The sequence below is a fragment of the Pseudonocardia sp. OZ21 genome, from assembly GCF_059359135.1.
The window spans coordinates 62,463-85,320 of sequence record NZ_JCADBN010000020.1; the positions used below are offsets into that span (position 1 = coordinate 62,463).

24 protein-coding genes are annotated in these 22,858 nt (G+C 72.6%); 13 read left to right on the top strand and 11 right to left on the bottom strand.

The window, feature by feature from the left end; genetic code table 11:
- The first annotated feature begins 83 nt into the window (after window positions 1-83).
- From AC5L35_RS32340 to AC5L35_RS32350, 3 genes are read left to right on the top strand one after another with little or no spacing between them, the layout of a single operon-like run.
- Window positions 84-392 carry a hypothetical protein gene (locus AC5L35_RS32340; protein WP_495063538.1) on the top strand — a complete coding sequence of 103 codons (309 nt, stop codon included), beginning with the start codon at window positions 84-86 and terminating at the stop codon, window positions 390-392.
- 58 nt (window positions 393-450) lie between these two features.
- Complete coding sequence (locus AC5L35_RS32345; RefSeq protein WP_495063539.1) at window positions 451-1,125, top strand: MBL fold metallo-hydrolase; 675 nt, start codon at window positions 451-453, stop codon at window positions 1,123-1,125.
- 38 nt (window positions 1,126-1,163) lie between these two features.
- Window positions 1,164-2,132 (top strand): NADPH:quinone oxidoreductase family protein, encoded by a 969-nt coding sequence (locus tag AC5L35_RS32350; protein ID WP_495063540.1) that lies wholly within the window; start codon window positions 1,164-1,166, stop codon window positions 2,130-2,132.
- 87 nt (window positions 2,133-2,219) lie between these two features.
- Here AC5L35_RS32350 and AC5L35_RS32355 read toward each other — a convergent pair whose 3' ends face one another.
- The 3 genes from AC5L35_RS32355 to AC5L35_RS32365 form a co-directional block, all read right to left on the bottom strand.
- Window positions 2,220-3,989, bottom strand: a complete 1,770-nt coding sequence (locus tag AC5L35_RS32355) for a BCCT family transporter (RefSeq protein ID WP_495063541.1) — start codon at window positions 3,987-3,989, stop codon at window positions 2,220-2,222.
- 226 nt (window positions 3,990-4,215) lie between these two features.
- On the bottom strand, window positions 4,216-4,623 hold the full coding sequence (locus AC5L35_RS32360) for a TIGR03618 family F420-dependent PPOX class oxidoreductase (protein ID WP_495063542.1): 408 nt from the start codon (window positions 4,621-4,623) through the stop codon (window positions 4,216-4,218).
- A gap of 48 nt (window positions 4,624-4,671) precedes the next feature.
- The gene (locus AC5L35_RS32365) at window positions 4,672-5,154 is read right to left on the bottom strand and encodes an Lrp/AsnC family transcriptional regulator (protein ID WP_495063543.1); all 483 of its coding nucleotides are present in this window, start codon (window positions 5,152-5,154) and stop codon (window positions 4,672-4,674) included.
- A 126-nt stretch (window positions 5,155-5,280) separates the two neighbouring features.
- Here AC5L35_RS32365 and AC5L35_RS32370 point away from each other — a divergent pair, with 126 nt between their 5' ends.
- Window positions 5,281-7,641: a thiamine pyrophosphate-binding protein gene (locus AC5L35_RS32370; protein ID WP_495063544.1), complete on the top strand. Its 2,361-nt coding sequence runs from the start codon at window positions 5,281-5,283 to the stop codon at window positions 7,639-7,641.
- Between the two features lie 32 nt (window positions 7,642-7,673).
- Here AC5L35_RS32370 and AC5L35_RS32375 read toward each other — a convergent pair whose 3' ends face one another.
- Window positions 7,674-8,132 carry a DUF4262 domain-containing protein gene (locus AC5L35_RS32375; RefSeq protein WP_495063579.1) on the bottom strand — a complete coding sequence of 153 codons (459 nt, stop codon included), beginning with the start codon at window positions 8,130-8,132 and terminating at the stop codon, window positions 7,674-7,676.
- A gap of 114 nt (window positions 8,133-8,246) precedes the next feature.
- Window positions 8,247-9,227 (bottom strand): PAC2 family protein, encoded by a 981-nt coding sequence (locus AC5L35_RS32380; RefSeq protein ID WP_495063545.1) that lies wholly within the window; start codon window positions 9,225-9,227, stop codon window positions 8,247-8,249.
- Between the two features lie 156 nt (window positions 9,228-9,383).
- Between AC5L35_RS32380 and AC5L35_RS32385 the strand changes: the two genes are divergently transcribed.
- The 3 genes from AC5L35_RS32385 (at window position 9,384) to AC5L35_RS32395 (ending at window position 12,192) form a co-directional block, all read left to right on the top strand.
- Window positions 9,384-10,682: an MFS transporter gene (locus tag AC5L35_RS32385; RefSeq protein WP_495063546.1), complete on the top strand. Its 1,299-nt coding sequence runs from the start codon at window positions 9,384-9,386 to the stop codon at window positions 10,680-10,682.
- Window positions 10,683-10,788: 106 nt separating this feature from the next.
- A complete protein-coding gene (locus AC5L35_RS32390; RefSeq protein WP_495063547.1) occupies window positions 10,789-11,739 on the top strand; it encodes an ATP-binding protein in 951 nt (316 codons plus the stop codon).
- Between the two features lie 57 nt (window positions 11,740-11,796).
- Window positions 11,797-12,192: an SCO5389 family protein gene (locus tag AC5L35_RS32395; RefSeq protein WP_495063548.1), complete on the top strand. Its 396-nt coding sequence runs from the start codon at window positions 11,797-11,799 to the stop codon at window positions 12,190-12,192.
- Window positions 12,193-12,274: 82 nt separating this feature from the next.
- Here the strand turns inward: AC5L35_RS32395 and AC5L35_RS32400 are convergent, their stop codons facing one another.
- Window positions 12,275-13,015, bottom strand: a complete 741-nt coding sequence (locus AC5L35_RS32400; protein WP_495063549.1) for a PadR family transcriptional regulator — start codon at window positions 13,013-13,015, stop codon at window positions 12,275-12,277.
- A gap of 267 nt (window positions 13,016-13,282) precedes the next feature.
- On the opposite strand from AC5L35_RS32400, the gene AC5L35_RS32405 reads away from it, so the two are divergent.
- A complete protein-coding gene (locus AC5L35_RS32405; protein WP_495063550.1) occupies window positions 13,283-13,447 on the top strand; it encodes a hypothetical protein in 165 nt (54 codons plus the stop codon).
- Window positions 13,448-13,460: 13 nt separating this feature from the next.
- Here the strand turns inward: AC5L35_RS32405 and AC5L35_RS32410 are convergent, their stop codons facing one another.
- Window positions 13,461-13,946, bottom strand: a complete 486-nt coding sequence (locus AC5L35_RS32410) for a hypothetical protein (RefSeq protein ID WP_495063551.1) — start codon at window positions 13,944-13,946, stop codon at window positions 13,461-13,463.
- 133 nt (window positions 13,947-14,079) lie between these two features.
- Here AC5L35_RS32410 and AC5L35_RS32415 point away from each other — a divergent pair, with 133 nt between their 5' ends.
- Window positions 14,080-14,445 (top strand): YkvA family protein, encoded by a 366-nt coding sequence (locus AC5L35_RS32415; protein ID WP_495063552.1) that lies wholly within the window; start codon window positions 14,080-14,082, stop codon window positions 14,443-14,445.
- Window positions 14,446-14,506: 61 nt separating this feature from the next.
- On the top strand, window positions 14,507-14,920 hold the full coding sequence (locus AC5L35_RS32420) for a tautomerase family protein (RefSeq protein ID WP_495063553.1): 414 nt from the start codon (window positions 14,507-14,509) through the stop codon (window positions 14,918-14,920).
- A 28-nt stretch (window positions 14,921-14,948) separates the two neighbouring features.
- Here AC5L35_RS32420 and AC5L35_RS32425 read toward each other — a convergent pair whose 3' ends face one another.
- A complete protein-coding gene (locus tag AC5L35_RS32425) occupies window positions 14,949-15,368 on the bottom strand; it encodes a PPOX class F420-dependent oxidoreductase (protein ID WP_495063580.1) in 420 nt (139 codons plus the stop codon).
- A 105-nt stretch (window positions 15,369-15,473) separates the two neighbouring features.
- Here AC5L35_RS32425 and AC5L35_RS32430 point away from each other — a divergent pair, with 105 nt between their 5' ends.
- On the top strand, window positions 15,474-16,412 hold the full coding sequence (locus AC5L35_RS32430; protein WP_495063581.1) for an NADP-dependent oxidoreductase: 939 nt from the start codon (window positions 15,474-15,476) through the stop codon (window positions 16,410-16,412).
- Between the two features lie 15 nt (window positions 16,413-16,427).
- On the opposite strand, the gene AC5L35_RS32435 is transcribed toward AC5L35_RS32430, so the two are convergent.
- Complete coding sequence (locus AC5L35_RS32435) at window positions 16,428-17,618, bottom strand: hypothetical protein (protein ID WP_495063554.1); 1,191 nt, start codon at window positions 17,616-17,618, stop codon at window positions 16,428-16,430.
- 522 nt (window positions 17,619-18,140) lie between these two features.
- Between AC5L35_RS32435 and AC5L35_RS32440 the strand changes: the two genes are divergently transcribed.
- The gene (locus tag AC5L35_RS32440) at window positions 18,141-19,046 is read left to right on the top strand and encodes a M23 family metallopeptidase (protein ID WP_495063555.1); all 906 of its coding nucleotides are present in this window, start codon (window positions 18,141-18,143) and stop codon (window positions 19,044-19,046) included.
- On the opposite strand, the gene sthA is transcribed toward AC5L35_RS32440, so the two are convergent.
- On the bottom strand, window positions 19,043-20,455 hold the full coding sequence (gene sthA / locus AC5L35_RS32445; RefSeq protein WP_495063556.1) for a Si-specific NAD(P)(+) transhydrogenase: 1,413 nt from the start codon (window positions 20,453-20,455) through the stop codon (window positions 19,043-19,045). The genes AC5L35_RS32440 and sthA overlap by 4 nt on opposite strands.
- Window positions 20,456-20,718: 263 nt before the next feature.
- Between sthA and AC5L35_RS32450 the strand changes: the two genes are divergently transcribed.
- Entirely contained in the window at window positions 20,719-21,858 is a 1,140-nt protein-coding gene (locus AC5L35_RS32450) for a DUF4192 domain-containing protein (protein ID WP_495063557.1), read from the top strand.
- Between the two features lie 14 nt (window positions 21,859-21,872).
- Here AC5L35_RS32450 and galE read toward each other — a convergent pair whose 3' ends face one another.
- Window positions 21,873-22,835 (bottom strand): UDP-glucose 4-epimerase GalE, encoded by a 963-nt coding sequence (gene galE, locus AC5L35_RS32455; RefSeq protein ID WP_495063558.1) that lies wholly within the window; start codon window positions 22,833-22,835, stop codon window positions 21,873-21,875.
- Between the last annotated feature and the right edge of the window lie 23 nt (window positions 22,836-22,858).

Here is a 22,858-nt window from a genome sequence, read left to right on the forward strand (position 1 = left end):
ATCGCACCGTAGCGGCCGGGGCTACCGTCGCCGAGCCCTCCGCCGTACCGTCGAGGTGATGACCGTCACCTGAGGGGGAGTTCGTGCACCCGCACCGTCTACAACAGCTCGTCGCGTCCGTTCCCGAGAGCATCACCTCGGAGCAGCGTGCCCGCCTGCTCGCCCACGTCCAGACCTCGGACGGCTGCCGGGCGCGAGCCGACCGCGTGCGCCACGAGCTCGAGCGCGCCCTCGACGGCCCCGAGGGCTCCGAGCGTGCACTCGAACTGGCGTGCGAGCTCGATAACCTCGAACGCGTCCAGGAACGGGTGGACGGCTGGCTCTGCGACCTCGTCGACAAGCTGAGCCACGTGCCCCGCGTCGTGCACTACGACGACGGCGTGCCGGCCTGACGGTCCTCCCTGCGCGAACGCGCGGGCCTGCGCGGCCTGCGCTCCCTACGGTCGCGGAATGGACCTCCTGGAGCTCACGCCCCGCCTGCACCTCCTGCGGTTCCCGGTGGGCCAGGCCTACCTGTGGCGCGACGGCGACGACCTGACGTTGGTGGACACCGGACCGGCCGGTTCCGCACCGGCCATCGCCGCGGCCGTGCAGCGGCTCGGGACGGTGCGGCGGGTGGTGCTCACCCACTTCCACGACGACCACACCGGTTCCGCCGCAGAGATCGGCTCGTGGCCCGGCGTCACCGTCCTGGCCCACCGCGACGACGCGCCGATCATCCGGGGCGACCGGCCGGGGCCGCCACCCGACTTCACCGACGCCGAGCGCGCGCTGCACGCCCGCGTCGCGCACGGGCTGCCTCCCGCCCCGCCGGCCCGCGTCGACGTCGAGCTGGAGGGCGGCGAGGAGCTCGACATCGGTGCGGGCGCCCGCGTGGTGCACGTGCCCGGTCACACCGACGGCAGCATCGGCCTGCACCTCGCCGCCGACGGGGTGCTCTTCGCCGGGGACGTGATCGCGGAGCACGGCGGCGAGCTGATGCTCGGCCCGTTCAACCTCGACCGCGAGCGCGCAGCCGCGTCGATGCGGCTGCTGGCCGCACTGGAGGTGCAGATTGCCTGCTTCGGGCACGGCGACGCGATCGTCGGCGGGGCAGGGGATCGGCTGCGCCGCGTGCATGCGTGAGGATGGGGGCCGGTGACACTCGAGGGAGAGGGATCGGCGTGCGCGCTGTGCAGGTGGTGCAGTTGGACGGCCCGGCGGCGGTCGAGGTGCGGGACGTGCCGGAGCCGGAGCGGCAGCCCGACCAGGTGCTGGTGGAGGTCCGCGCCGCCGGCGTGAACTTCCCCGACGTGCTGCAGACCAAGGGCCTCTACCAGTACAAACCCGACCTGCCGTTCACCCTCGGCTCCGAGGCCGCAGGCGTCGTGCGGGAGGCGCCTGCCGGATCCCCGTTCCGGCCGGGGGACCGGGTCGCCGCGTTCGCCGGCACCGGAGCGTTCGCCGAGCTGGTGGCGGCACCGGCCGACCAGGTCCTGCCGTTGCCCGACGAGGTGTCCTTCGCCGCCGGCGCGTGCCTGCCGATGAACTACCTCACCGCGCACTTCGCGCTGCTGGTCCGGGGCCACCTGCGAGCGGGGCAGACGGTGCTGGTGCACGGAGCGGCCGGCGGTGTCGGCACGGCGTGCGTCCAGCTCGCGGCGGCGCTGGGCGCCACGGTGCTGGCGGTGGTCTCCACCGAGGAGAAGGCCGACGTGGCCCGCTCGGTGGGAGCGCACGAGACGGTGCTCGCCGACGGGTTCCGGGACGCCGTGAAGGAGCTCACCGGCGGGGCGGGCGTCGACATCGTTGTCGACCCCGTGGGCGGTGACCGGTTCACCGACTCCCTGCGCAGCCTCGCGCCGGAGGGCCGGCTGCTGGTCGTCGGGTTCACCGCGGGCGAGATCCCGACCGTGCGGGTCAACCGGCTGCTGCTCAACAACATCGACGTGGTCGGCGTCGGCTGGGGCGCCTTCGCGCTGTCGCGGCCCGGCTACCTCGGAGTGCAGTGGGCCGAGCTCGAGCCGCACCTGCGCTCCGGCGCGCTGGACCCACTGATCTCCGCCACCTTCCCGCTGGAACGGGCGCCCGAGGCGCTGGCCCGGATCGACGAGCGGCAGGTCACCGGCAAGGTGGTGCTGGAGACGTCCTGAGTTGCAGCAAAGCCACTTTCCGGCAAGGAGATTGCGGGAAAGTGGCTTTGCTGCAATGCGGGTGGCGCGGTGCCACGCCGTGGTGCGTCAGGTGCGTCCGGGGGGTGATCCCGTGCCCGCCGCTCCGTTGGTGCCGGCTGCCGGTTCGGTGGCATCGCCGGGGTCACGGGGGTGCGGCTTCACCGCCACCACGAACCGATCGCCGTAGGCCTGCGTCCCGTAGACGACGGCCTGCTCGACCGCGGCGACGGAGCGCTGGTCACGCAGCATGAGCGGGTCGTGGCGCAGGTCCTTGGCCAGCGCCACGCACAGCACCACCATCACCACGGCGAACGGCGCCGCCATGATGATCGTGATGTTCTGGATGCCGGTGAGCGCCTCGCCCTCGTCGCCCACGAGCAGCATGATGATCGCGATCGCGCCCATCACGACACCCCAGAACACCACCACCCAGCGGGACGGGGCGATCGAGCCACGCTGTGAGAGCGTGCCCATCACCACCGCAGCGGCGTCAGCACCGGACACGAAGAAGATCGCGATCAGGACCATCGCGATGATGCCCAGCACGCCGCCGAGCGGCAGCGTGTGCAGCAGCCCGAACAGCTGGGCCTCGGTGTCCTGCGAGGCGAGGTCGGTGCCACTGCGCTGCAGGTTGATCGCCGCACCGCCGAAGACGGCGAACCAGATCAGGCTCACGAGGCTCGGGATGAGGATGACGCCCGTGACGAACTGCTTGACCGTGCGGCCCCGGCTGATCCGGGCGATGAACATGCCGACGAACGGGGTCCAGGAGATCCACCAGGCCCAGTAGAAGACCGTCCAGCTCGCCAGCCACTCGGCCGTGGCGTCGCCGCCGGTGGCCGCGGTGCGGGCCGCCATCGCCGACAGGTTGCCGAAGTAGTCGCCGATGGCCGTGGGGATCAGGTTGAGGATCAGTATCGTCGGACCACCGACGAACACGGCGAGCGCCAGCACCCCCGCGAGCACCATGTTGATGTTGGAGAGCCACTGGATGCCCTTGGCGATCCCGGTGACGGCCGAGCAGACGAACGCGATGGTCAGCACCGCGATGATCGCCACCAGCAGCAGGTCGCCGAGCGGCGGGAGCCCGTTGGCCTGCAGGCCGCCGCCGATCTGCAGCGTGCCCAGGCCGAGCGACGCCGCCGAGCCGAAGAGCGTGGCGAAGATCGCGAGGATGTCGATGGCCCTGCCGAACGCGCCCTCGCTGCGCCGCTCACCCAGGAGCGGTGCGAACGCCGAGCTGATGAGCTGCCTGCGGCCCTTCCGGAACGTGCTGTAGGCGATCGCGAGCCCGACCACCGCGTAGATCGCCCACGGGTGCAGCGTCCAGTGGAACAGCGTGGTGGCCATCGCCACGTCGAGCGCCTGCGGGGTGCCGGCCGCGACGGTGCCCGGTGGCGGGCTGGTGAAGTGGGCCAGCGGTTCGCTGACCCCGTAGAACATCAGCCCGATGCCCATCCCGGCGCTGAACATCATCGCGACCCACGACACGGTGCGGAACTCCGGCTGCTCGCCGTCGCGCCCGAGCGGGATCTTGCCGTACCGGCTGAACGCCAGCCACAGTGCGAACACGACGAAACCGCTCGCTGCCAGTACGAACGCCCAGCCGCCCGCCTTCATGATCCCGGCCAGCACCGCGGAGGCGACGGCGCTCAACGTGTCGGTGGACAGTGCACCCCACACGATGAACGCGACGACGAGCGCCGCGGCGATGCCGAAGACCCACCGGTCCACGGGGTAGCGCTGGTCGGCCGACCCCCTGGCGGCCGGAGCCTCCACCGGGGCGGGCGGCGTGCCGCTGCTGGGTGTCTCGGAAGGTGTCTCTGAAACGGTCATCCTGTGCGGCCCCGGTGGCCGGAGCCTCCCCCTTGTACGTCGTCATGGCCGGCGGTCGGCCGGCCCTGATGTCACGGCTGCCCGTGCACCCTCTGCCGATCGGGGTGGTGGCGTCAATCGGACGGCCAGGACAGGAATGCGCTCGTTACCTGCTCCGAGCAGCAGCGATCGGCACGCTCGTGATCCGCGGCACCGACCGCCCCGGCGACGGTGGCCCCTGCGGGCGTCAGGCGAACCGGCCCCAGCCGTGCCACGTCTCGATGTCGAGCACCCCGGTGACCCGCGGCCGGTCGCGCTGCGGATACGGCTGCCCGGTGTAGTGCCGGGCGATCTCGTCGATGTCCCGCAGGTCGTGATCGTCGAGCAGGGTCAGCCGGCCCTGCACGCTGACGTGCGTGCCCCAGTCGTCCCGGTCGAGCACCGTGAGGGACACCCGGGGGTCATGCCGGATGTGGTCGAGGCGCCGCCGTCCGGCGTCCATGTTCACGACGATCCGTCCGTGGCGGTACAGGTACCACGTGGCCACGGTGACCGGTGCCCCGTTCCGGCGGACCGTGCCCATCACGGCGGGGTTGGGATGACCCAGCATCTCGACGATGTCGGATGGCAGGTCAGGCGTCGACTCATCGCTCATTCTCGGATCGTCACCCAGGACCGCCGCGCGCGCAGCGCCGGAGCACGGTCACCGGGGTTCGGCGAGGCGTTGCAGCAGGGGGGAGAGGCGGTGCTCCACCAGCCGGCGCATCACCAGTGAGGTGTTGGTGCGCTCGACCCCACCGGTGGCGAGCAACTGGCCCGCGATCCGGTACAGGTCGTCGGCGTCGCGGGCCACGACCTGTACCAGCAGGTCGGCGGGGCCGGACAGGCCCAGCACGTCCACCACCTCCGGCACCTCGGCGAGCGCGGCGGCCACCTCGTCGAGTCGGCGCTGCACGACCTGCACCGTGACGAAGGCGGTGAGTGGGTAGCCGAGGGCCGCCGGGTCGATCCTGCGCTGGAAGGACGTGACCACGCCGCGTGCCTCCAACCCGGCCAGCCGCGCCTGGACGGTGTTGCGCGAGAGCTTGAGTTGTTCGGCCAGCGCGAGCACCGATGCCCGTGGGCTCTCGGTGAGCGCGAGAAGGAGGCGCGCGTCGGTGGAGTCGACGCTGGCGGGGTTGGGCATTCTGCGCCCTCCGTTCGGGTCGTGATCGCTTCCGATTCAGCAGTCTGCTCAATTACATCGCCTGCAGTTGTTCATTCATCGTCGTGGTGGTGCAGTTGAGAGACAACATGGGGCCAGGAGGGCGTGATGACGAGCATCGAGGAGCGGCCGGACGCTGCCGGTGGCGCGGCCGGGGCCGATCCGTCGGCGGTGCTGCGTGAGATCGAGCAGCGGGTGCTCTGGGTGGCCACGGCGATCGTCCACCACGCCAACCGCGTGCGCCCGAACCCGAGCGGCCTGAAGGTGGGCGGCCACCAGGCGTCGAGCGCGTCGATCGCGACGATCATGACCGCGCTCTGGTTCGAGCACCTGCGCAGCGGGGACCGGGTGTCGGTGAAGCCGCACGCCTCGCCGGTGCTGCATGCGATCAACTACCTGCTCGGCGAGCTCGACGAGCGCTACCTGACGACGCTGCGCGAGTTCGGCGGGCTGCAGAGCTATCCCAGCCGGGCCAAGGACCCCGATCCGGTGGACTACTCCACCGGATCGGTGGGCATCGGCGCCACCGCCCCGATCTGGGGCGCGCTCGCCCGCCGGTACGTCAGCTCCCTCGGCGCCGACCCGGGGACGGGCCGCCAGTACTCCCTCGTGGGCGACGCCGAACTCGACGAGGGCGCGTGCTGGGAGGCGATCCTCGACCCGATGGTGGGTGAGCTCGGCGAGGTGGTGTGGATCGTCGACCTCAACCGGCAGTCGCTCGACCGGGTGGTGCCGAACATCGGGGCCACCCGGTTGCAGGGGATGTTCGAGGCGGCGGGCTGGCAGGTGCTCACCGTGAAGTACGGACGCCTGCTGGAGAAGCTGTTCACCCGCGCGGGCGGGGCGGCCCTGCGCCGCCGGATCGACGAGATGCCCAACCCGGAGTACCAGCGGCTGCTGCGCTGTACTCCCGCCCAGTTGCGGGAGCGGCTCCCCGGCGACGACCAGGAGCTCGCCGGGCTCGTGGCCGAACTCGGCGACGAGACGCTGCACGCCGCGATCCGCAACCTCGGGGGCCACGACCTCGCCGCGCTCGGCGACGCCTTCGCCGCGATCGACGACTCCCGGCCCACCGTGCTCTTCGCCTACACCGTGAAGGGGTACGGGCTCGCCAGCGAGGGACACCCGCAGAACCACTCTTCGCTGCTCACCCACGACCAGCTGGCCGAGCTGGCCTCGGCGGTCGGCGCGTCCGTGGACGAGCCGTGGGCGCGGTTCCCCGCCGGCTCGCCCGCCGCCGAGCTCTGCGCGGCGGTGGGGGCCCGGCTGCACCGCGAACCCGTGGTGGCGCAACCGGTGGCGCCGATCCCGGCAGACATCGGCCGCACCCCCGCCGGCACCGCCACCACCCAGGCCGCACTGGGCCGGGCGCTGCTCGACCTCACCCGCTCCGCGCCCGACGCCGCCCGCCGGGTGGTGACGCTGTGCCCGGACGTCAGCTCGTCGACGAACCTCGGCGGCTGGGTGAACAAGGTGGGCGTGTGGTCGGCCCGCGAGCGGGTGGACTGGTTCGCCGACGACCCCGAGACGATCCTGCACTGGCGCGAGCGGCCCACCGGCCAGCACCTGGAGCTGGGCATCGCCGAGACGAACCTGGTGGGCCTGCTCGGGGAGCTGGGCGCCACCTGGAGCCGCTGGGGGGAGCCGCTGCTGCCCATCGGGGTGCTCTACGACCCGTTCGTGGAGCGGGCGCTCGAGCCGTGGTCGTTCGGGATCTACGCGGGCGGGCAGTCGATCCTCGTCGGCACGCCGTCCGGGGTGTCGCTGGCCCCGGAGGGCGGGGCCCACCAGTCGATCAGCACGCCGTCGGTGGGGCTGGAGCAACCCGGCTGCATCAGCTACGACCCGGCCTTCGCGATCGACGTGGAGTGGACGTTGCTGGCGTCGTTGGCCCGGCTCGGCCGCCCGGACGGGACCTCGGCCTACCTGCGGCTGTCGACGAGGCCGGTGGACCAGACCCTCGCCGCGGTGCCGACCGATCCGGCCGCCAGGGAGCGCCGGCGCCGGCAGGTGGTGGCCGGGGCCTACCCGCTGCGCCGGGCCGCGGCACGGCCGGGGGAGCCGGGCAGCGCCGGGGAGCCTGCGCTGACCATCGCCGCGATGGGTGCCGTGGTGCCCGAGGCGCTCGCCGCCGCCGAGCGGCTCGAGGCGCTCGGCACGCCGACCGACGTGGTGTGCGTGACGAGCGCGGGGCTGCTGTTCGACGCGTTGCAGGCACGCAACGGCCGTGGTGAGGCGGAGACCTGGATCCTCGACGCCGCGTTCCCGGCCTTCCGCGCGACGCCACTGGTGACGGTGCTGGACGGCCACCCGCACACGTTGGCGTTCCTGGCCGGGATCAACCAGGTGCGGGCCGCCCACCTCGGGGTGTCGCGGTTCGGGCAGTCGGGCGACCTCGACGACGTGTACCGCCACCACGGCCTGGACGCCGACAGCATCGTGAGGGCGGGGCTGGACCTGGCTCCCTGACCTGATCGTGCGGGCCGCCGGCCCCGGGGTCGTCATGTCGCCCGGGGGCCCAGCACCGGCTGGCCACCGCGGCGGCCCCGGAAGGCGGGATCCCACGGCCAGTGGTCGCGGTCGTCGGCCCACACCACCTGCAGTGCGCGCACGGACGGCCCGAAGAGGGCGTGGGCGACGTGGAGGTGGACGTCGGGGTGCTCGACCGCGACGAACTCGACCAGCACCCCGCTGACGAGCCGCACCTGCTCACCGGGCGGCGGCGCCGTGGCGTGCACCAGATGCGCCGCGACGCCGTCGAGCAGCGTCGTGGCGCGGGCCACCGCCATGCCGGTGACCACGAGCTCCGGCCGGTGGTGGGCCGTGAGACCCACCGTGTAGGCCCACCCCGGGCGATCGCGCTCGCCCGCCACTCCCTGCACCACCCAGCAGCGCACCGCGAGCTGCCGGGCCACGTGCTCCAGGTACTGCTCGGGGCCGACGTTGGGGTCGTCGCACATCCGGCACACCGGTTCCTCCTCGGTCGGTCGACATCGACCGGGCCACGGTCACCGTGACCACCGACAGCCACGACGGTGCGTGGTGCGCTGCCGAGGAGTTGTCCACAGAGTGGGTCAGCTGGGCTGCGCTCCTCCGCGCCACTCGTCCCCGCTGTCGTCCCCGCTGTCGTCGCTGCTCCGGGGAGTGTCGGTACCGCTCTCGTCGTCCTGGTCGGCCAGGAACCGTTCGACCTCGGCGGCGAGCTCGTCGGCGCTGGGTAGCTCACCGGACAGGCCGAGGCTCGAGCGCTCGCCACGTCCGGTGGCGACCATGTCGTACTGCCGCTCCAGCGCCTGGACGACCTGGCTCACCTCGTCGGAGGCAGCCACCTGCTCGGCGATCTCCGCCTCGGCCCGCTCGGCGGCCTTCGACAGGGCCTCGGTGGGCAGGTAGAGGCCGGCGGCCAGCCCCACATGGTCCAGCAGGACCCGCGCGGCCTGCGGGTACTCGGCGCGGGCCAGGTAGTGCGGAACGTGCACGGCGAAGCCCATCGCGTCGAGCCCGGCCTCCCCGAGCCGGAACTCCATGAGTCCGACCGCGCTGCCCGGGACCTGCGCGGTGGCGAACCACGCCTCGTGCCCCTCGGTGAGGTCGGGACGCGTGCCGTGGACGGTGACCCCGATGGGACGGGTGTGCGGCACGGCCATCGGGATCGCGGTGAGATTGATCACCAGACGGACACCGAGGCGCCGCACGATCTGCTCGACCGCGGCGCAGAAGCGCTCCCACTGCGTGTCGGGTTCGGGGCCCGCGAGCAGCAGGTAGTCGGTGTCGCCCGTGTCGGAGAGGGCCACGACATCGAGCTGGGGCGGGTCGTAGGCGGCCCAGTGGTCGGACTCGAACCGCAGCGGTGGCCGCCGCGAGCGGTAGTCGACGAGCTGGTCGACATCGAACCGGACCACACTCCGTGCCTCGCGGTCCGCCAGCAGCGCGTCCACTGCCAGCCGCGCAGCGTTCCCGGCGTCGACGAAGCCGTCGAGCGCCACCAGCAGCACGGGCTCGTCCAGCTGCGGCGCATCCGCCGCCACCTCGTACAGCTCAGCCGGCTCCAGCACCGCACACCTCCGGTTCCTCGACGGGGCAGGCGCCCCGCCCGTCGCAGCGTCACACGGTCGGGGGTTTCCCCGGGCGACGTCAGTCTCCCCGATGCAACGTGAACTTCCCCGCACAGCATCCCGTTCGGGCGCCACTGCCCGCACCATGGATCCGATATGAACGTGCATCATCGCGCCTGGGTGGTCTGGGCGGTCGGTCTGGCTGCCTATCTCGTCGGAGTGCTGCACCGCACCTCCTTCGGGGTGGCGGGCCTCGACGCGGCCGCCCGGTTCCACGCGGGCCCGGCGGTGCTGTCCGGGTTCGTGGTGCTGCAACTGCTGGTCTACGCGTCGCTGCAGATACCCGTCGGCGTGCTGCTCGACCGCTTCGGTGCCCGCAGGCTGATCGTGGTCGGTGCGCTCACGATGGCCGCGGGCCAGCTGATGCTCGCGCTGGCCACCGGCCTCCCGCTCGCGATCCTGGCCAGGGTGCTGGTGGGTGCGGGCGACGCGCTGACGTTCATCAGCGTGCTGTCCGTGGTCACCGCGTGGTTCCCGCCGCGGCGCGTGCCGTTGATGACGCAGCTCACCGGGCTGATCGGGCAGCTCGGGCAGGTGCTCAGCGCCGTCCCGCTGGCCGTTCTGCTCCACGGACCCGGCTGGACCACCGCGTTCGTGTCCGCCGCCGCGCTCGGGGTGGCGGTCGCGCTCGCGGCGCTGGCGGTGGTGCGCGACCGGCCGCCGGGCGCCCCCGTTCCGCCGCGCGCACCGTCGCCGCGCGAGGTGGTGGACGGGCTCGTGTCGTCGTGGCGGGAACCGGGCACCCGGCTCGGTCTCTGGACCCACATGGGCACCCAGTTCTCCGGCACGGTGTTCGCGCTGCTCTGGGGGGTGCCGTACCTGGTGGCGGGTCAGGGTCTCTCGCCCGGCGCGGCGAGCGCGATGCTCACGCTGCTCGTCGGCGTGGGGATCGTCGCCGGGCCGCTGTTCGGCGAGTTCACCGCGCGGCACCCGCTGCGGCGCTCGTGGCTGGTGCTGGCGGTGATCGGCACGACCTCCCTCATGTGGACGCTCGTACTGGCGGTGCCGCCCCCCGCCCCGCGGTGGCTGCTGGTGCTGCTCGTGGTCGTGCTCGCGCTCGGCGGGCCGGCGTCCATGGTGGGCTTCGACTACGCCCGCACCTTCAACCCCGGGCACCGCCAGGGCACGGCGATCGGGATCGTCAACGTCGGTGGGTTCTTCGCGTCGTTGCTCGTGGCACTCACGGTGGGTGTGGTGCTCGGGCTCATCGGGCCTGCCGACGGCTACAGCCCGGAGGCGTTCCGGGGGGCATGGACCGTGCAGTACGTGATCTGGGGGTTCGCGCTCGTCGGCGTGCTGGTCGCCCGGCGCCGGGCGCGCCGCAAGATGGCGATCGAGGGCGTGGTGGTGCCCCCGTTGCGGGACCTCCTCGCCGAGCGTCGTCGGCCGCGCTGATCTCGGTCGGCACTCCGTTCGTTCCACGCCGGGCCGGTGGCGTCACCCGTTAGTGGAAATGCTTATCATTATCGGGTCTCGCAGGATCGATCATCGGAGGACCCGGGTGCGGATCGCGTTCGTCGGCAAGGGCGGCAGTGGGAAGACGACGTCCGCGGCGACGTTCAGCCGCTATCTCGCCGAGCTCGGTCGTCCGGTCCTCGGGATCGACGCCGACATCAACCAGCATCTCGGCGCGGCGCTGGGCCACGACGGCCCGCCGCCCCGCGCGCTCGGCACCGACCTCACCTGGCTGAAGGACCACCTGCGCGCCGCCAACCCGCGCATCCCCTCGGCCGAGCAGATGATCAAGACCACCCCGCCGGGCGCCGGGTCCCGGCTGCTCGACCTCGCTCCGGACAGTGAGCTGCTGATGCGGTACTCGGCCGTCGCGGGTGGCGTGCGCTACCTCGTCACGGGCGAGTTCGACGAGGCGGACGTCGGCGTCTCCTGCTACCACTCCAAGACCGGCGCGGTGGAGCTCTACCTCAACCACCTCGTCGACGGCCCCGGCGAGTACGTGGTGGTGGACATGACGGCGGGCGCCGACGCCTTCGCCTCCGGCCTGTTCACCCGCTTCGACCTGACCGTTCTCGTCAGTGAGCCCACCCGGCGCGGTGTCGGTGTCTACCGGCAGTACGCCGAGCACGCCGCGGGCCACGGCGTGGCGCTGCGGGTGCTGGGCAACAAGGTGAGCGAGCCGGACGACGTCACCTACCTGCGGGAGCAGGTGGGCGACGCCCTGCTCGGCTGGTTCGGTCAGTCCGCCTGGGTGCGGGCCGCCGAGCGCGGTGGCGTCGCCCCGATCAGCGCGCTGGAGCCCGCCAACCTCGCGGTACTCGACGCCGTGCTGGGCGCGTTGGACGACCGGCAGCGCGACTGGGCCGCCTACCACCGCGGCACCGTCGAGTTCCACCTCCGCAACGCCGCGGCCTGGGCCAACCGGGCCGTGGGTGCTGACCTCGCCGACCAGGTCGACCCGGCGTTCGTGCCGGGGCCCCGCGCCGTGCGTGCGTGACCGGCCTGAGCCCGTAACCCCCGATCCCGTCCGTTTCCGGCCAACCCAGGAGGTTCCGTGTCCCTCGACGTCCCCACCCACGTGCTCACCGCCGCCGAGCGCGGCGAGCTCGACGACGCGCAGTTCCTCGCCGTCGTCCGGGACTCGCTGCCCTATGCGTGGCAGGTGGTCACAGCGGCCGCCGACGACAGGGTCGAGCGCGCCGACGCCCCGTTCGGCGAGCACGAGGTGCCCCCGCCGTCGGAGCAGGAGCGCGGCCAGCTGCTCCGCGCGCTGGCCAGCAACGCCATCCGCGGCGTGCTGGAGCGGCACTTCGGCGTGGTGCTCGCCTTCCAGAACTGCCACCGCGTGGCGGCCTTCGCTCCTGCTGACGTCGACGGGCCGACCTATCGCGAGTTCATCAGTCCCCGCGGTCAGGTCCTGAACCAGAGCCCGGAGCTGCGCGACTGCTGAGGCGCCCGGCCCCGCATTGCAGCAAAGCCACTTTCCTGCCATCAGATGGCGTGAAAGTGGCTTTGCTGCAATCAGGTGCCGGTTACTCCGCGAGCAGCCGGTAGAGCGTGCGGCGGGCCTCGGTCAGAGCCGCGGTGGCCGCGGTGATCTGCTCGGGGTTGCCTGCGGCCATCACCTGCTGGGCGGCGGCGTGCAGCTGGCCGAGCTGCTCCCACAGCTCGCCCGCCCCGTCGTCGTCGGCGTCCCGGCCCACCGATGCCCAGACGGCGTCCAGCTCCTCGCGGTGCTCCTCGACGTACCGGGTGCCCTCCTCGGTGAGGTGGACGACCCGGCGGCCGTCGGCCTGCTCCACGCGGACCAGCTGCTCGTCCTCGAGCTGGGAGAGCGTGGGGTAGACCGAGCCGGGGCTGGGCCGCCACGCTCCACCGGAGCGTTCAGCGATCTCCTGGATGATCTCGTAGCCGTGCCGCGGCTGCTCCGCGACGAGGGCCAGCACCGCGGCACGGATGTCGCCGCGTGCGGTGCGCCGGCCGCGCCTGCCCCGGTGCCCGGGGAAGCCGCCGTGGCCACCCGGACCGAAGCCCGGACGGAACGCGGGACCGCCCCGCCGGCCACGCCGGCCGGGGCCGCCGTGCCGGCCGTGACGCTCGTGCTCCCCGTCGTCCGCGTCGTCGAACGGCGGCATGGGAGGCACGGGGCCACCCATCGCCGCGGTCATCGGTCCGGCGGCCGGGTGCGAGTGGCCGTGGCCGCGCCTGCGGCCGAAGGGGCTGGATCGGAAGCCTGGCCAACCAGGGGTCCAGGCGGGATTCATGGCGTTCATCGATGTCTCCTCGGACGTTGCGAGCCTCCTGCTCTCATGGCATCGAGTAGCTCGTGTGCCATCACGATATATCGCGATAGTGCAGCGAGCTAGCGCCGATGCGGGTTTCACTCGGTTGGAGCAGCACCGGCTCCTGGACGGCACGCCGGGCGAGGGCGAGGCCGGAACGGGAGCGCCACCCGGTCGGACGGGTCGATTTCGGATCAGGGCTGGTAGGAACAGGGGACGTCGTCGTCGACGCCGTAGGCCCCGAGGAGGTCCGATCAGATGCTGCTCAAGATCCTGGGCATCGCGGTGGTCATCTGGCTCGCGCTGGCGGTGCTGGGGGCGGTGTTCGAGTTCCTCACCACGGCGCTGGTGATCGGCGCCGTGGTGGCCCTGGGAGTGGTGGCCTACTCCGCGGTGAAGGGTCGCCGGTCGATCGGGCGCTGAGAGCGCGCGGGCGTCACCGAGTGGCGGGCGCCGGACCGCAGTTGTCGTCCACGTAGGCCTGCACGCGCTCGCGTGCGCCGGTGAACTCCGCCGACCCGAGCCGCGCGTTGAGCGCTGGATCGCGGGCCAGCGCCGCGCCGTCGCCCCCGTTGGCCAGCAGGGCGTCCAGCTGCAGGTTGGCCGCCTGCACCGTCAGGTCGACGTCGGAGCGGATCATGTCCGGTGCCGCATCGCGCATCGCGGCGCCGGCGCGCCGCACCCCTTCGATCGAGGTGGAGAGCTCCTGGGGGGACGCTCCGCCGCGGGTGATCAGGGCGGACAACGGCCGGACCGCCGCGACGTTGGCCTGTGCGGCCGTACAGAACGGACTCGGCGGGGGCGCCTGCTGACGGGTCGGCTCGCGGTTGTCGGAGTCGGCGACGGAGCCGCCGCAGCCCGCGGTGATGGCGCCGGCGAGCAGCGCAGCGGCAAGTTTTGCGCCACGCGAAACGAGACCCATCGACACTTCCCCCGCGAGCGATCAGTGGAGCTGCCGACGATAGCGCCTGTCCGGCTCGGTCCTTGTGTGGTGCCTGCTCGCCGATCGGGCGGGCCGTCCGGAACGTTCCGACTGTCGAGATCGTTGTGGAGGTGTGCCCAAGATCGGACCCCGCCGGATCGCCGCGTTCCGCGCCCTGTGGCGCGTCATGTCCGACGGACGCAGGCCGGGTGCGCCGGGGTTCGGCGACCGGCTCCGGTCGTTGCCCCGGATGCTCACCGGTGCGCTCTCGGGCCGCTACCCGGAGCTGAGCAAGGGGCGGCTCGGGCTCCTGGTGCTCGCCCTGGCCTACCTCGTGTCGCCGGTCGACCTCGTCCCGGAGGCGTTCCTGGCGCTGCTGGGGCTGGGCGACGACGTGATCGTCGGGCTGTGGCTCGGGGGCGCCGTCCTCGTCGAGACCGACCGGTACCTCGAGTGGGAGCGCACCCAACCGAGGGTGGTCGAGCAGCCGCAGGACTGAGCCCGTCCGCACGCCGAGGCCGATCGCGGGCGATGCGGCAGCGCTCCTTACGGTATGCGCCATGCCGATCCTCGAAGTCCATCTCGTCGAGGGGATGCACACCCCCGCCCAGCACTCCGAGTTGCTCTCGGCGATGAGCACCCGCTACGCCGAGCTGCTGGGATGGCCCCTCGACGCGGTGCGGGCGTGGGTCACGCTGCACCGGCCGGAGCTCTGGGCCACCGCGGGCTCCCCGGCTGCGAACCGATCGGCTCCGTACTTCACGGCGATGGTGCTCGAGGGCAGACCGGTGGAGCAGCGCCGCCGGTTGCTGGGCGACTTCACCGACATCGTCGTCGACGTGCTCGGCGTGGACCGGCGGCTCGTCCACGGCCGGATCATCCCCGTGCACCCGGAGGACTGGGCCACCGGTGGGGTGCGGGGAGGCGCCGCTCGTCGCGGCGACCCGCGGGCCGGCCTCGCCACGTCGGGCTGAGGATCTCGCCGCGCGCCCCGGGAGCCGCTCAGTGCTCCGTCCAGGGGCCGACCCCGCGCACCCGGTCGACGGCGATACGCACCACGTACCCGGCCGGCGCGTCCGCAGGCAACGGGAACTCCGCGTCCGGCCCGCCATAGACCTTCACGAGCCGTTGCAGCAGTTCGGGCGCCCCGCCATCGGTGACGGTGGCTGTGCCGTACACCACCAGGTTGTGCTGCATCCCGACCGCGTTGCGCTCCTCCGCGTCCAGGGACAGCACGACGCGGGGATCGCGACGGAGGTTGCGGACCTTCCGGTGCTCCGGCAGATGCGCCATGACGATCTCGTCGCCGTCGAGCCCGATCCACACGGCACTGAGCTGAGGGCTCCCGTCCGGGTTGATCGTCGCGCAGTGGGCGAGCCTCCCGGATTCGATGAGGGCGCGCGCACTCTCGGGAAGGGGCATCACGGTCGCACCGTAACGGGTGCACTTGCCCGATGCCGGAGTGTCGTCCGCCGACCCGGACCGGTATTTCTGCTCTCGTGATGGTAGGTATCGGACGTGGGAACGATGCGCGTCATCACGCAACTCTCGACCGGCGGTCCCGAGGTACTCGAGATCGGTGAGGCGGAGGTGCCCGAGCCGTTGCCCACCGAGATACGTGTGCGCGTGGCGGCCGCCGGGGTGAATCCCGTCGACTGGAAGACCCGTGCAGGCTCGGGGATGGCGGCGGTGATCGGGCCGCCCCCGTTCACCGTCGGATGGGACGTCGCGGGCACCGTCGATGCGGTCGGCCTCGGCGTCACCCGGTTCTCGGTGGGCGACTCGGTGTTCGGGATGCCGTGGTTCCCGCGCCAGGCAGGCGCCTATGCCGAGTTCGTCACCGCCCCGTCGCGGCACTTCGCGCACCGGCCCGCCGGCCTGTCGGAGGTGGAGGCGGCCGCGCTGCCGCTGGCCGGGCTCACCGCCTGGCAGAGCCTGGTGGACATCGCCGGCGTGCAGGCCGGGCAGCGGGTGCTCGTGCACGCCGCCGCAGGCGGGGTGGGGCACCTGGCCGTCCAGATCGCGAAGGCCAGGGGCGCCTACGTGATCGGCACGGCGTCGATCGGCAAGCACCCCCTGCTCAACGACCTCGGCATCGACGAGGCGGTGGACTACCGGGCCGAGGCGTTCGAGAAGGTGATCGACCCCGTCGACCTCGTGATCGACATGTTCGGCGGGGAGATCGCCGTGCGCTCGCTCGACGTGCTGCACCCGGACGGTCGTCTGATCTGCCTGCCGTCGGGCGCCGCCGCCGAAGCCGTGGCCGCCGCGGCGGACCGGGGGCTGCGTGCCACCGGCATGCTCGTGGAGCCCGACGGCGAGGGCCTCGACGAGCTCGCGCGGCTGGTCGACGACCGGCGGCTGCGGGTGCTGGTGGCCGAGACCTTCCCCCTGGAACGCGCGTCGCACGCCCATCGCGCGGGCGAGCTCGGGCGCACCACGGGAAAGATGGTGCTGACCACCTAGGCCTGACGCACTGCGTCAGCGGCGCGGCGTGCTCCTGGCCCTGGCGACCACGTCCTTCACCCGCTCGCGGACGCCGCGCAGCTCCGTCAGGTAGAGCCAGTAGTCGGGGTGCACCCCGGTGAGCCGCTCCTCGGCGTTCGCGAGCCGCACCGACTGGGCGTCGAGGATCGCGCCGAACTCGGCGACCAGCCCGCGGTCCACCACGAGGCGCTGCGCGTCGCGCAGTACGAACCTGGCGTCGGCGGCCTGGCGGGTGGGGTCGGTCCGGGCCTCGCGCAGCTGGGACAACCGGTCGGTGACCACGTCGTACCGTTCCTCGGCGCGACCGAGAGCCGAGCGGGCTGACGTGATCCGGTCCGATGCCTCGTCCCAGTCGCCTTCCCCGGCCAGCTGCCGGGCCTGGGCGATCGCCCGGTCGGCGTCGGCGATGGCCTCGCGGGCGAGGGTTTCGGCCCCGGTCAGATCCCGGGAGCAGGGCTCGGAGAACTCGCGGCGCAACGCCGACATCGACGGCTCGATCCGGTCGGCCTTGGTCTCGGCGGCCGAGCGGCGGGTGCCGATGCTGGTCAGAGCGGTGCGCACCACGTCGGCCGTGCGTGGTGCCTCGACGGCGAGTTCGGCGGCCGATCGGGCCAGGTCGAGCGTCTGCTGAGCCGACTGGCGCTGGTCGCGCAGGCGCGCGCCGGGGGAGTCCAGCCGGGCGGCGGCCCGCTCGGCCTCGGCGAGGCGCTCCGCCGCCCGGCGCGACCGGACGCCTGCCGCGTCGGCCTGCTCCACGGCGGTGCGTGCCTCGCGGAGCGCCGTGTGCGCCTGCTGGATCGTGCGGGGGAGGCTGCTCAGCGCGAAGGCCGCCTCGTCGAGCGCCGGGGAGTGGGACGCTCGGAAGCGGCGGATCATCTCCCGCGCCCGCTCGATCTCCCGGAGTGCCCGCTCGTCGGCCGCGCGGGTGTCCGCTGCCCGCGCACCTCCCGGCTGGTCGCCGGTGGCGGCCAGGTAGGCCTCGGTGGCCGCATCCCCGACGGCCGCGACCTCCGTCCACGCCCGGGTCAGCCCGCGGCCGCCGCCGAGCTCGTCGGCAGCCCGCACGGCGTCGGCGACGGCGCGCTGCTCGTCGTCCAGCGCGAGGAAGCCTTGTGTGGCGGCGTGACGTGCGGCGAGCGCACGCTCGTCTGCGGGCTCGTCCCTCCGGTCCGACCTGCGGAACAATTCGCTCCCCTCGCGCGCTGGGATGGTCGAAACCGTACCCGGAGGGGTGCTCTGTGCGTGTATGTGGAGATCACGGCGCAGCGAGGACATCGGGTCGGCGAGGGCTTGACGGCTACCCCGTCCGGCGTTCCTGATCATCGCCACGCCTCCGTTCGGCGCGGATCCTGCGGCCACCGGCAACGCGAACTACTCCGTTCGCTGGTACCGCCGGCGCCGCAATTGCCTCACGGATACGGCGCAACGGCTGTCGACGGGGGACCGGGGGCAACTCTGCGCTGAACGGGAGGGGTCTCATCGGCGTGTTGCGCCCGACATGCCGGTCGGGCCGCTCGCCGCGCCGTTCCGTCCGGCGATCTCAGTTCTGCCGGTGCGGGGGTCAACGTCGAGTCAACCGCTATTAACGTTTCCCCCGGATCGATAACGCCCCGGTCACAGACCGGACACGGACCGCACCCCCGGCGGTCCGCCCGCACCCCCCGAGCGGGATGTCCGGCCGGAGCGTCCGATTCGGAAGGAAAGGTCGTGGCACGGCACCGCTCCCCCCAGGGCCGGCGCGCGCACCTCGGGCCCCCGCTGCCGGCCGTCATGGCGGCAGCGGGGGTCGGTGGCGGCGCCCACCGGTCGATCTCGCTTCCTCAGCTCACCCCCTCGCTTCCCATCCGCTTCGTCGCAACGGTTGTCGCCGGCGGCGCCGTAGCCGCCGCAGGTCAGCACGCGCTCGCCGAGGCCCTGCCTGCGGCAGCCGACGGCGCCAACGTGCTGCGCATCGGAGTCAACGAGCTCCTCAGCTCCACTCCGGATGTGCAGGCCGCCGCGCTCTCCGCGCCACTCGTCGCCGATCCTCCCGTGGTCGCCGCGGTTGCCGCGGCGGTCGGACCGGTCGCGCCCGAGCCCGTTGTCGCCGACGCCGCCTCGCTCGTCAAGGCCGCCGACCTCCAGCAGGCCGCTGCCGATGCCGCTGCTCGCGCCGCCGAGCAGGCCAGGGCCGAAGCCGCCCGCGTGGCCGAAGCCGCCCGCGTGGCCGAGGCCGCCAAGAAGGCCGCGGCATCCGTCGAGATGATCATCGGACGGGTCACGTCCGGGTTCGGGGCCCGTTGGGGCTCGTCGCACCAGGGCCTCGACATCGCCGCCCCGATCGGCACCCCGATCCGCGTCCCGCTCGCCGGCACCGTGATCGACTCGGGTCCCGCGAGCGGGTTCGGTCTCTGGGTGCGCGTCAAGCACGCTGACGGCACGATCACCGTCTACGGGCACATCAACCGGTCACTGGTGCGCGTGGGCCAGAAGGTGTCGGCAGGTCAGGAGATCGCCGAGGTCGGCAACCGCGGCCAGTCCACCGGCCCCCACCTGCACATCGAGGTGATCACCCCGGGCGGCACGAAGATCAACCCGCGCCCGTGGCTCGACCAGCACGGCATCCGCTACTAGTCGCCGTTCGCGAAGCTGTCCAACGCGCGCATCTTGTTGGTGACGTCCAGCGCCGCCACCTTGTACGCCTCCGACAACGTGGGGTAGTTGAGCACCGTGTCGACGAGGTAGTCGACCGTGCCACCGCACCCCATGATCGCCTGTCCGATGTGCACGAGGTCGGTGGCGTTCGTGCCGAACACGTGCACGCCGAGCAGCTTGTGGTCGTCGGTGGACACCAGCAGCTTCAGCATCCCGTAGGAGTCGCCGACGATCGCGCCGCGCGCAAGCTCGCGGTAGCGCGACATCCCCACCTCGTACGGCACCGAGGACTGCGTGAGCTCCGCCTCCGTCTTCCCGCAGTAGGAGATCTCGGGAACGGTGTAGATGCCGATCGGCTGCAGCTCCTGCAGCTCACGCACCGGCTCGCCGAAGGCGTGGTAGGCCGCGAGCCGGCCCTGGTCCATGCTCGTGGCGGCCAGCGCGGGGAAACCGATCACGTCGCCCACCGCGAAGATGTGGGGGACCTCCGTGCGGTACTGCTTGTCCACCGAGATCCGGCCCCGCTTGTCGGCCGAGAGGCCCGCCTTCTCCAGGTCGAGCTCGTCGGTGACACCCTGGCGACCCGCCGAGTACATCACCATGTCCGCGGCGATCCGCTTGCCGCTGGCGAGGCTCGTGACGGTGCCCTTCGGGGTGATCTCGACCTTCTCGACCTCCTCGCCGAACCGGAACGTCACGGCCTGGTCGCGCAGGTGGAACTTGAGCGACTCGACCACCTCGGGATCGCAGAACTCGAGCATCTGCGGGCGCTTCTCCACCACCGTGACCCGGGTGCCGAGAGCGGCGAACATCGACGCGTACTCGATGCCGATCACGCCGGCGCCGACGACGACCAACGAGCCGGGCACCCGCTGCAGCGTCAGCACGGCGTCGGAGTCGATCACATGGTTCTCGTCGAACTCGACCGCGTTCGGTCGCGCCGGCTTCGTGCCGGTGGCGATGACGATGTTCTCGGCGGTGACGGTGTTGTGGTCGCCACGTGCGTCGCCCTCGACGACGACCGTGTGCGCGTCCTCGAACCGGGCGGTACCGGCGATGATGTCGATGTGGTTGCGCAGCAGCTGGTTGCGGATCACCTCCACCTCGCGGCCCACGACGTGTGCCGTGCGCGCCAGCAGGTCGGCGATCGTGATCTCCGACTTGACCCGGTAGCTGGCGCCGTACATGTCCCGCTGGGCGAAGCCCGTCAGGTAGAGCACGGCCTCACGCAGCGTCTTCGACGGGATCGTGCCCGTGTTGACGCAGACGCCTCCCATCATGTTGCGGCGCTCCGCCACACACACGCGTTTGCCCAGCTTGGCGGCCGCGATCGCGGCCTTCTGGCCACCGGGACCGGAGCCGATCACCAGCAGGTCGTAGTCGTACACGGGATGTCCTCCCCCTCGCTCGCTCGGCGGGCGCCACCGGATCAGCGCCGGCGGCCGCCGTGCCCGGAGAAAGGGTCGCGGGCGGAGGCATCCTCCGGCAAGCGGGGGAGGTTAACAGTCGACGACGACACTTCGGCCCCTCCGTACCGCAGCCATCCCCAACGCCCTTCCGGACGGCGATCTCCAGCGGGTGACCACGGGTGGTCCACAGCCGAACGGCGCAACGATGGCGCACCGCACCGGCGCCGCCCGACGCTCAGCACATGGCAACTCCCGACATCCCCCGGTCCTCCTCCGTACCGCCGCCCCTGCCGGGCGAACCGTCGACCCTCCGGGTTCGCGAGCCGGGGGAGCTGGTGGCGGCCGTCCCCGTCCTGCTCGGCTTCCATCCCCGCGCGTCGCTGGTGCTCGTGGCCACCGGCGGCGATTCCGGCCGCAGGCTGGGCCTCACGCTCCGCGTCGACCTCCCCCTGCCTGAGCACGTCGCCGCCGTCGCGGTCGACGTCGTGCAGAGCCTGCTCCTCGACACCCCCACCGGCGCCGCGGTGATCGTGGTCGCCGAGAACGCCGAGGCCGCGAGGCCGCACGAGCGGCTGGTCGGGCTCGTGGTCCACGATCTGGAGGCCCACGGCATCGACGTCCACACCGTGCTCAGCACACCGAGCACGGCGGCGGGTGCCCGCTGGGCCTGTTACGACCCCTGCGGATGCACCGACCTCGTGCCGGAGGGCTCCGCCACCCCGTTCGCGGCAGCTGCGGTGGCTGCCGGCCGGGTCGTGCGGTCCGACCGCAGCGACCTGGAGCAGCTCCTCGCCCCGGCCCACCCCGAGCACATCCGCAGGCGGGAGGCGCTGCTGATCGGGGCAGCGGACGAGGCGCTGCACCACCGGCCCGATCCGGGAGCGTCGCGCCGCGCCGCGCCCGACCGGGAGGGCCCTGGCGCCGAACTCGCGTTCGTCGATGCCGCGATCGCCGACGCGGCGGCGGACCGGCTGGTCCTCGACGACACCAGGGTCGTCACGCTCGCCGCGCTGCTCGCGGTCCCGGACGTCCGCGACGCCGCCCTGCTGCGGTGCGTCGGTCCGGCCGCGGCGGCGGCAGAACAGCTGTGGACGGCACTGGTGCGGGAGACGCCGGACCCCGAGGCCGCGGAGCCCGCCGCGCTGCTGGCGGTGTCGGCCATGGTGCGGGGCGACGGAGCGCTCGCCAACATCGCTCTCGACCGGGCGGAGCAGGCATGGCCGGGGCACCGGCTCACCGCGATCCTGCGCTCGGTGCTGCTCGGGATGCGGCCCGAGGAGATCAGGGACTGGGTGCGTCGAGGTGGGGAGCGGGCCGGCGTGTCATCCGTGCCGTTGCCCACCCCGCGCCGCACCATCCGTAGAAACCGGCCCGGCGCATGATCACGTGCAGCGGGTCAGACGGGCTGCCTGCTCTGGGTGAAGCGCCAGGCGTCGCCCACGATCCTGGTGATGTCGGTGTACTGCGGGCGCCAGCCCAGGTCGGCCACGGCGGCCTCGCTGGAGGCGATCAGCACGGCGGGGTCGCCGCTGCGGCGGGGCGCCACGGTGGTGGGGATCGCGTGCCCCGTGACGGTGCGGCAGGCCTCGATCACCTCGCGCACGGAGAAGCCGGTGCCGCTGCCCAGGTTGTAGATCGCGTGCTCGCCCGGCTTCGCGTGCTCGAGCGCCAGCAGGTGCGCTGCGGCGAGGTCGTCCACGTGGATGTAGTCGCGCACGCAGGTGCCGTCGGGGGTGGGCCAGTCGTCGCCGAACACCTGCACCACGTCGCGGGTGCCGGAGGCCACCTGCAGCACGAGCGGGATGAGGTGCGTCTCCACCGTGTGCCGCTCGCCGAAACGACCGTGCGCGCCGGCCACGTTGAAGTAGCGCAGGCTCACCGCAGCCAGGCCGTGGGCGATCGAGTACGACCTGATCGCGTGGTCGATCGCGAGCTTGCTGGCGCCGTAGGGGTTGGTGGGCCGGGTGGGGGAGTCCTCCCGGATCGGCACCTGCTCGGGCTCGCCGTAGGTGGCCGCGGTGGAGGAGAACACCAGCCGGGGCGTCCCGTGCAGGCGGATGGCTTCGAGCAGCCGCAAGGTGGTCACCACGTTGCCCGACCAGTACAGCTCCGGCCGCTGCACCGACTCGCCCACCAGGGAGCGCGCCGCGAAGTGGAGCACCCCGTCGAAGCCCTCGGCCAGGATGTCGGCCGCCGCCTCGGCCAGGTCGGCCTGCACGAAGCGGGCGCCCTCGGGCACCGCGTCCTGGTGGCCGGTGGACAGGTCGTCGAGCACCGTCACGTCATGACCCGCGTCCACCAGGTGGGCGGCGCAGACACTGCCGACGTAGCCGGCTCCACCGGTGACGAGCAGCTTCACGAAGATCCTCCTGGTGCGGGGTG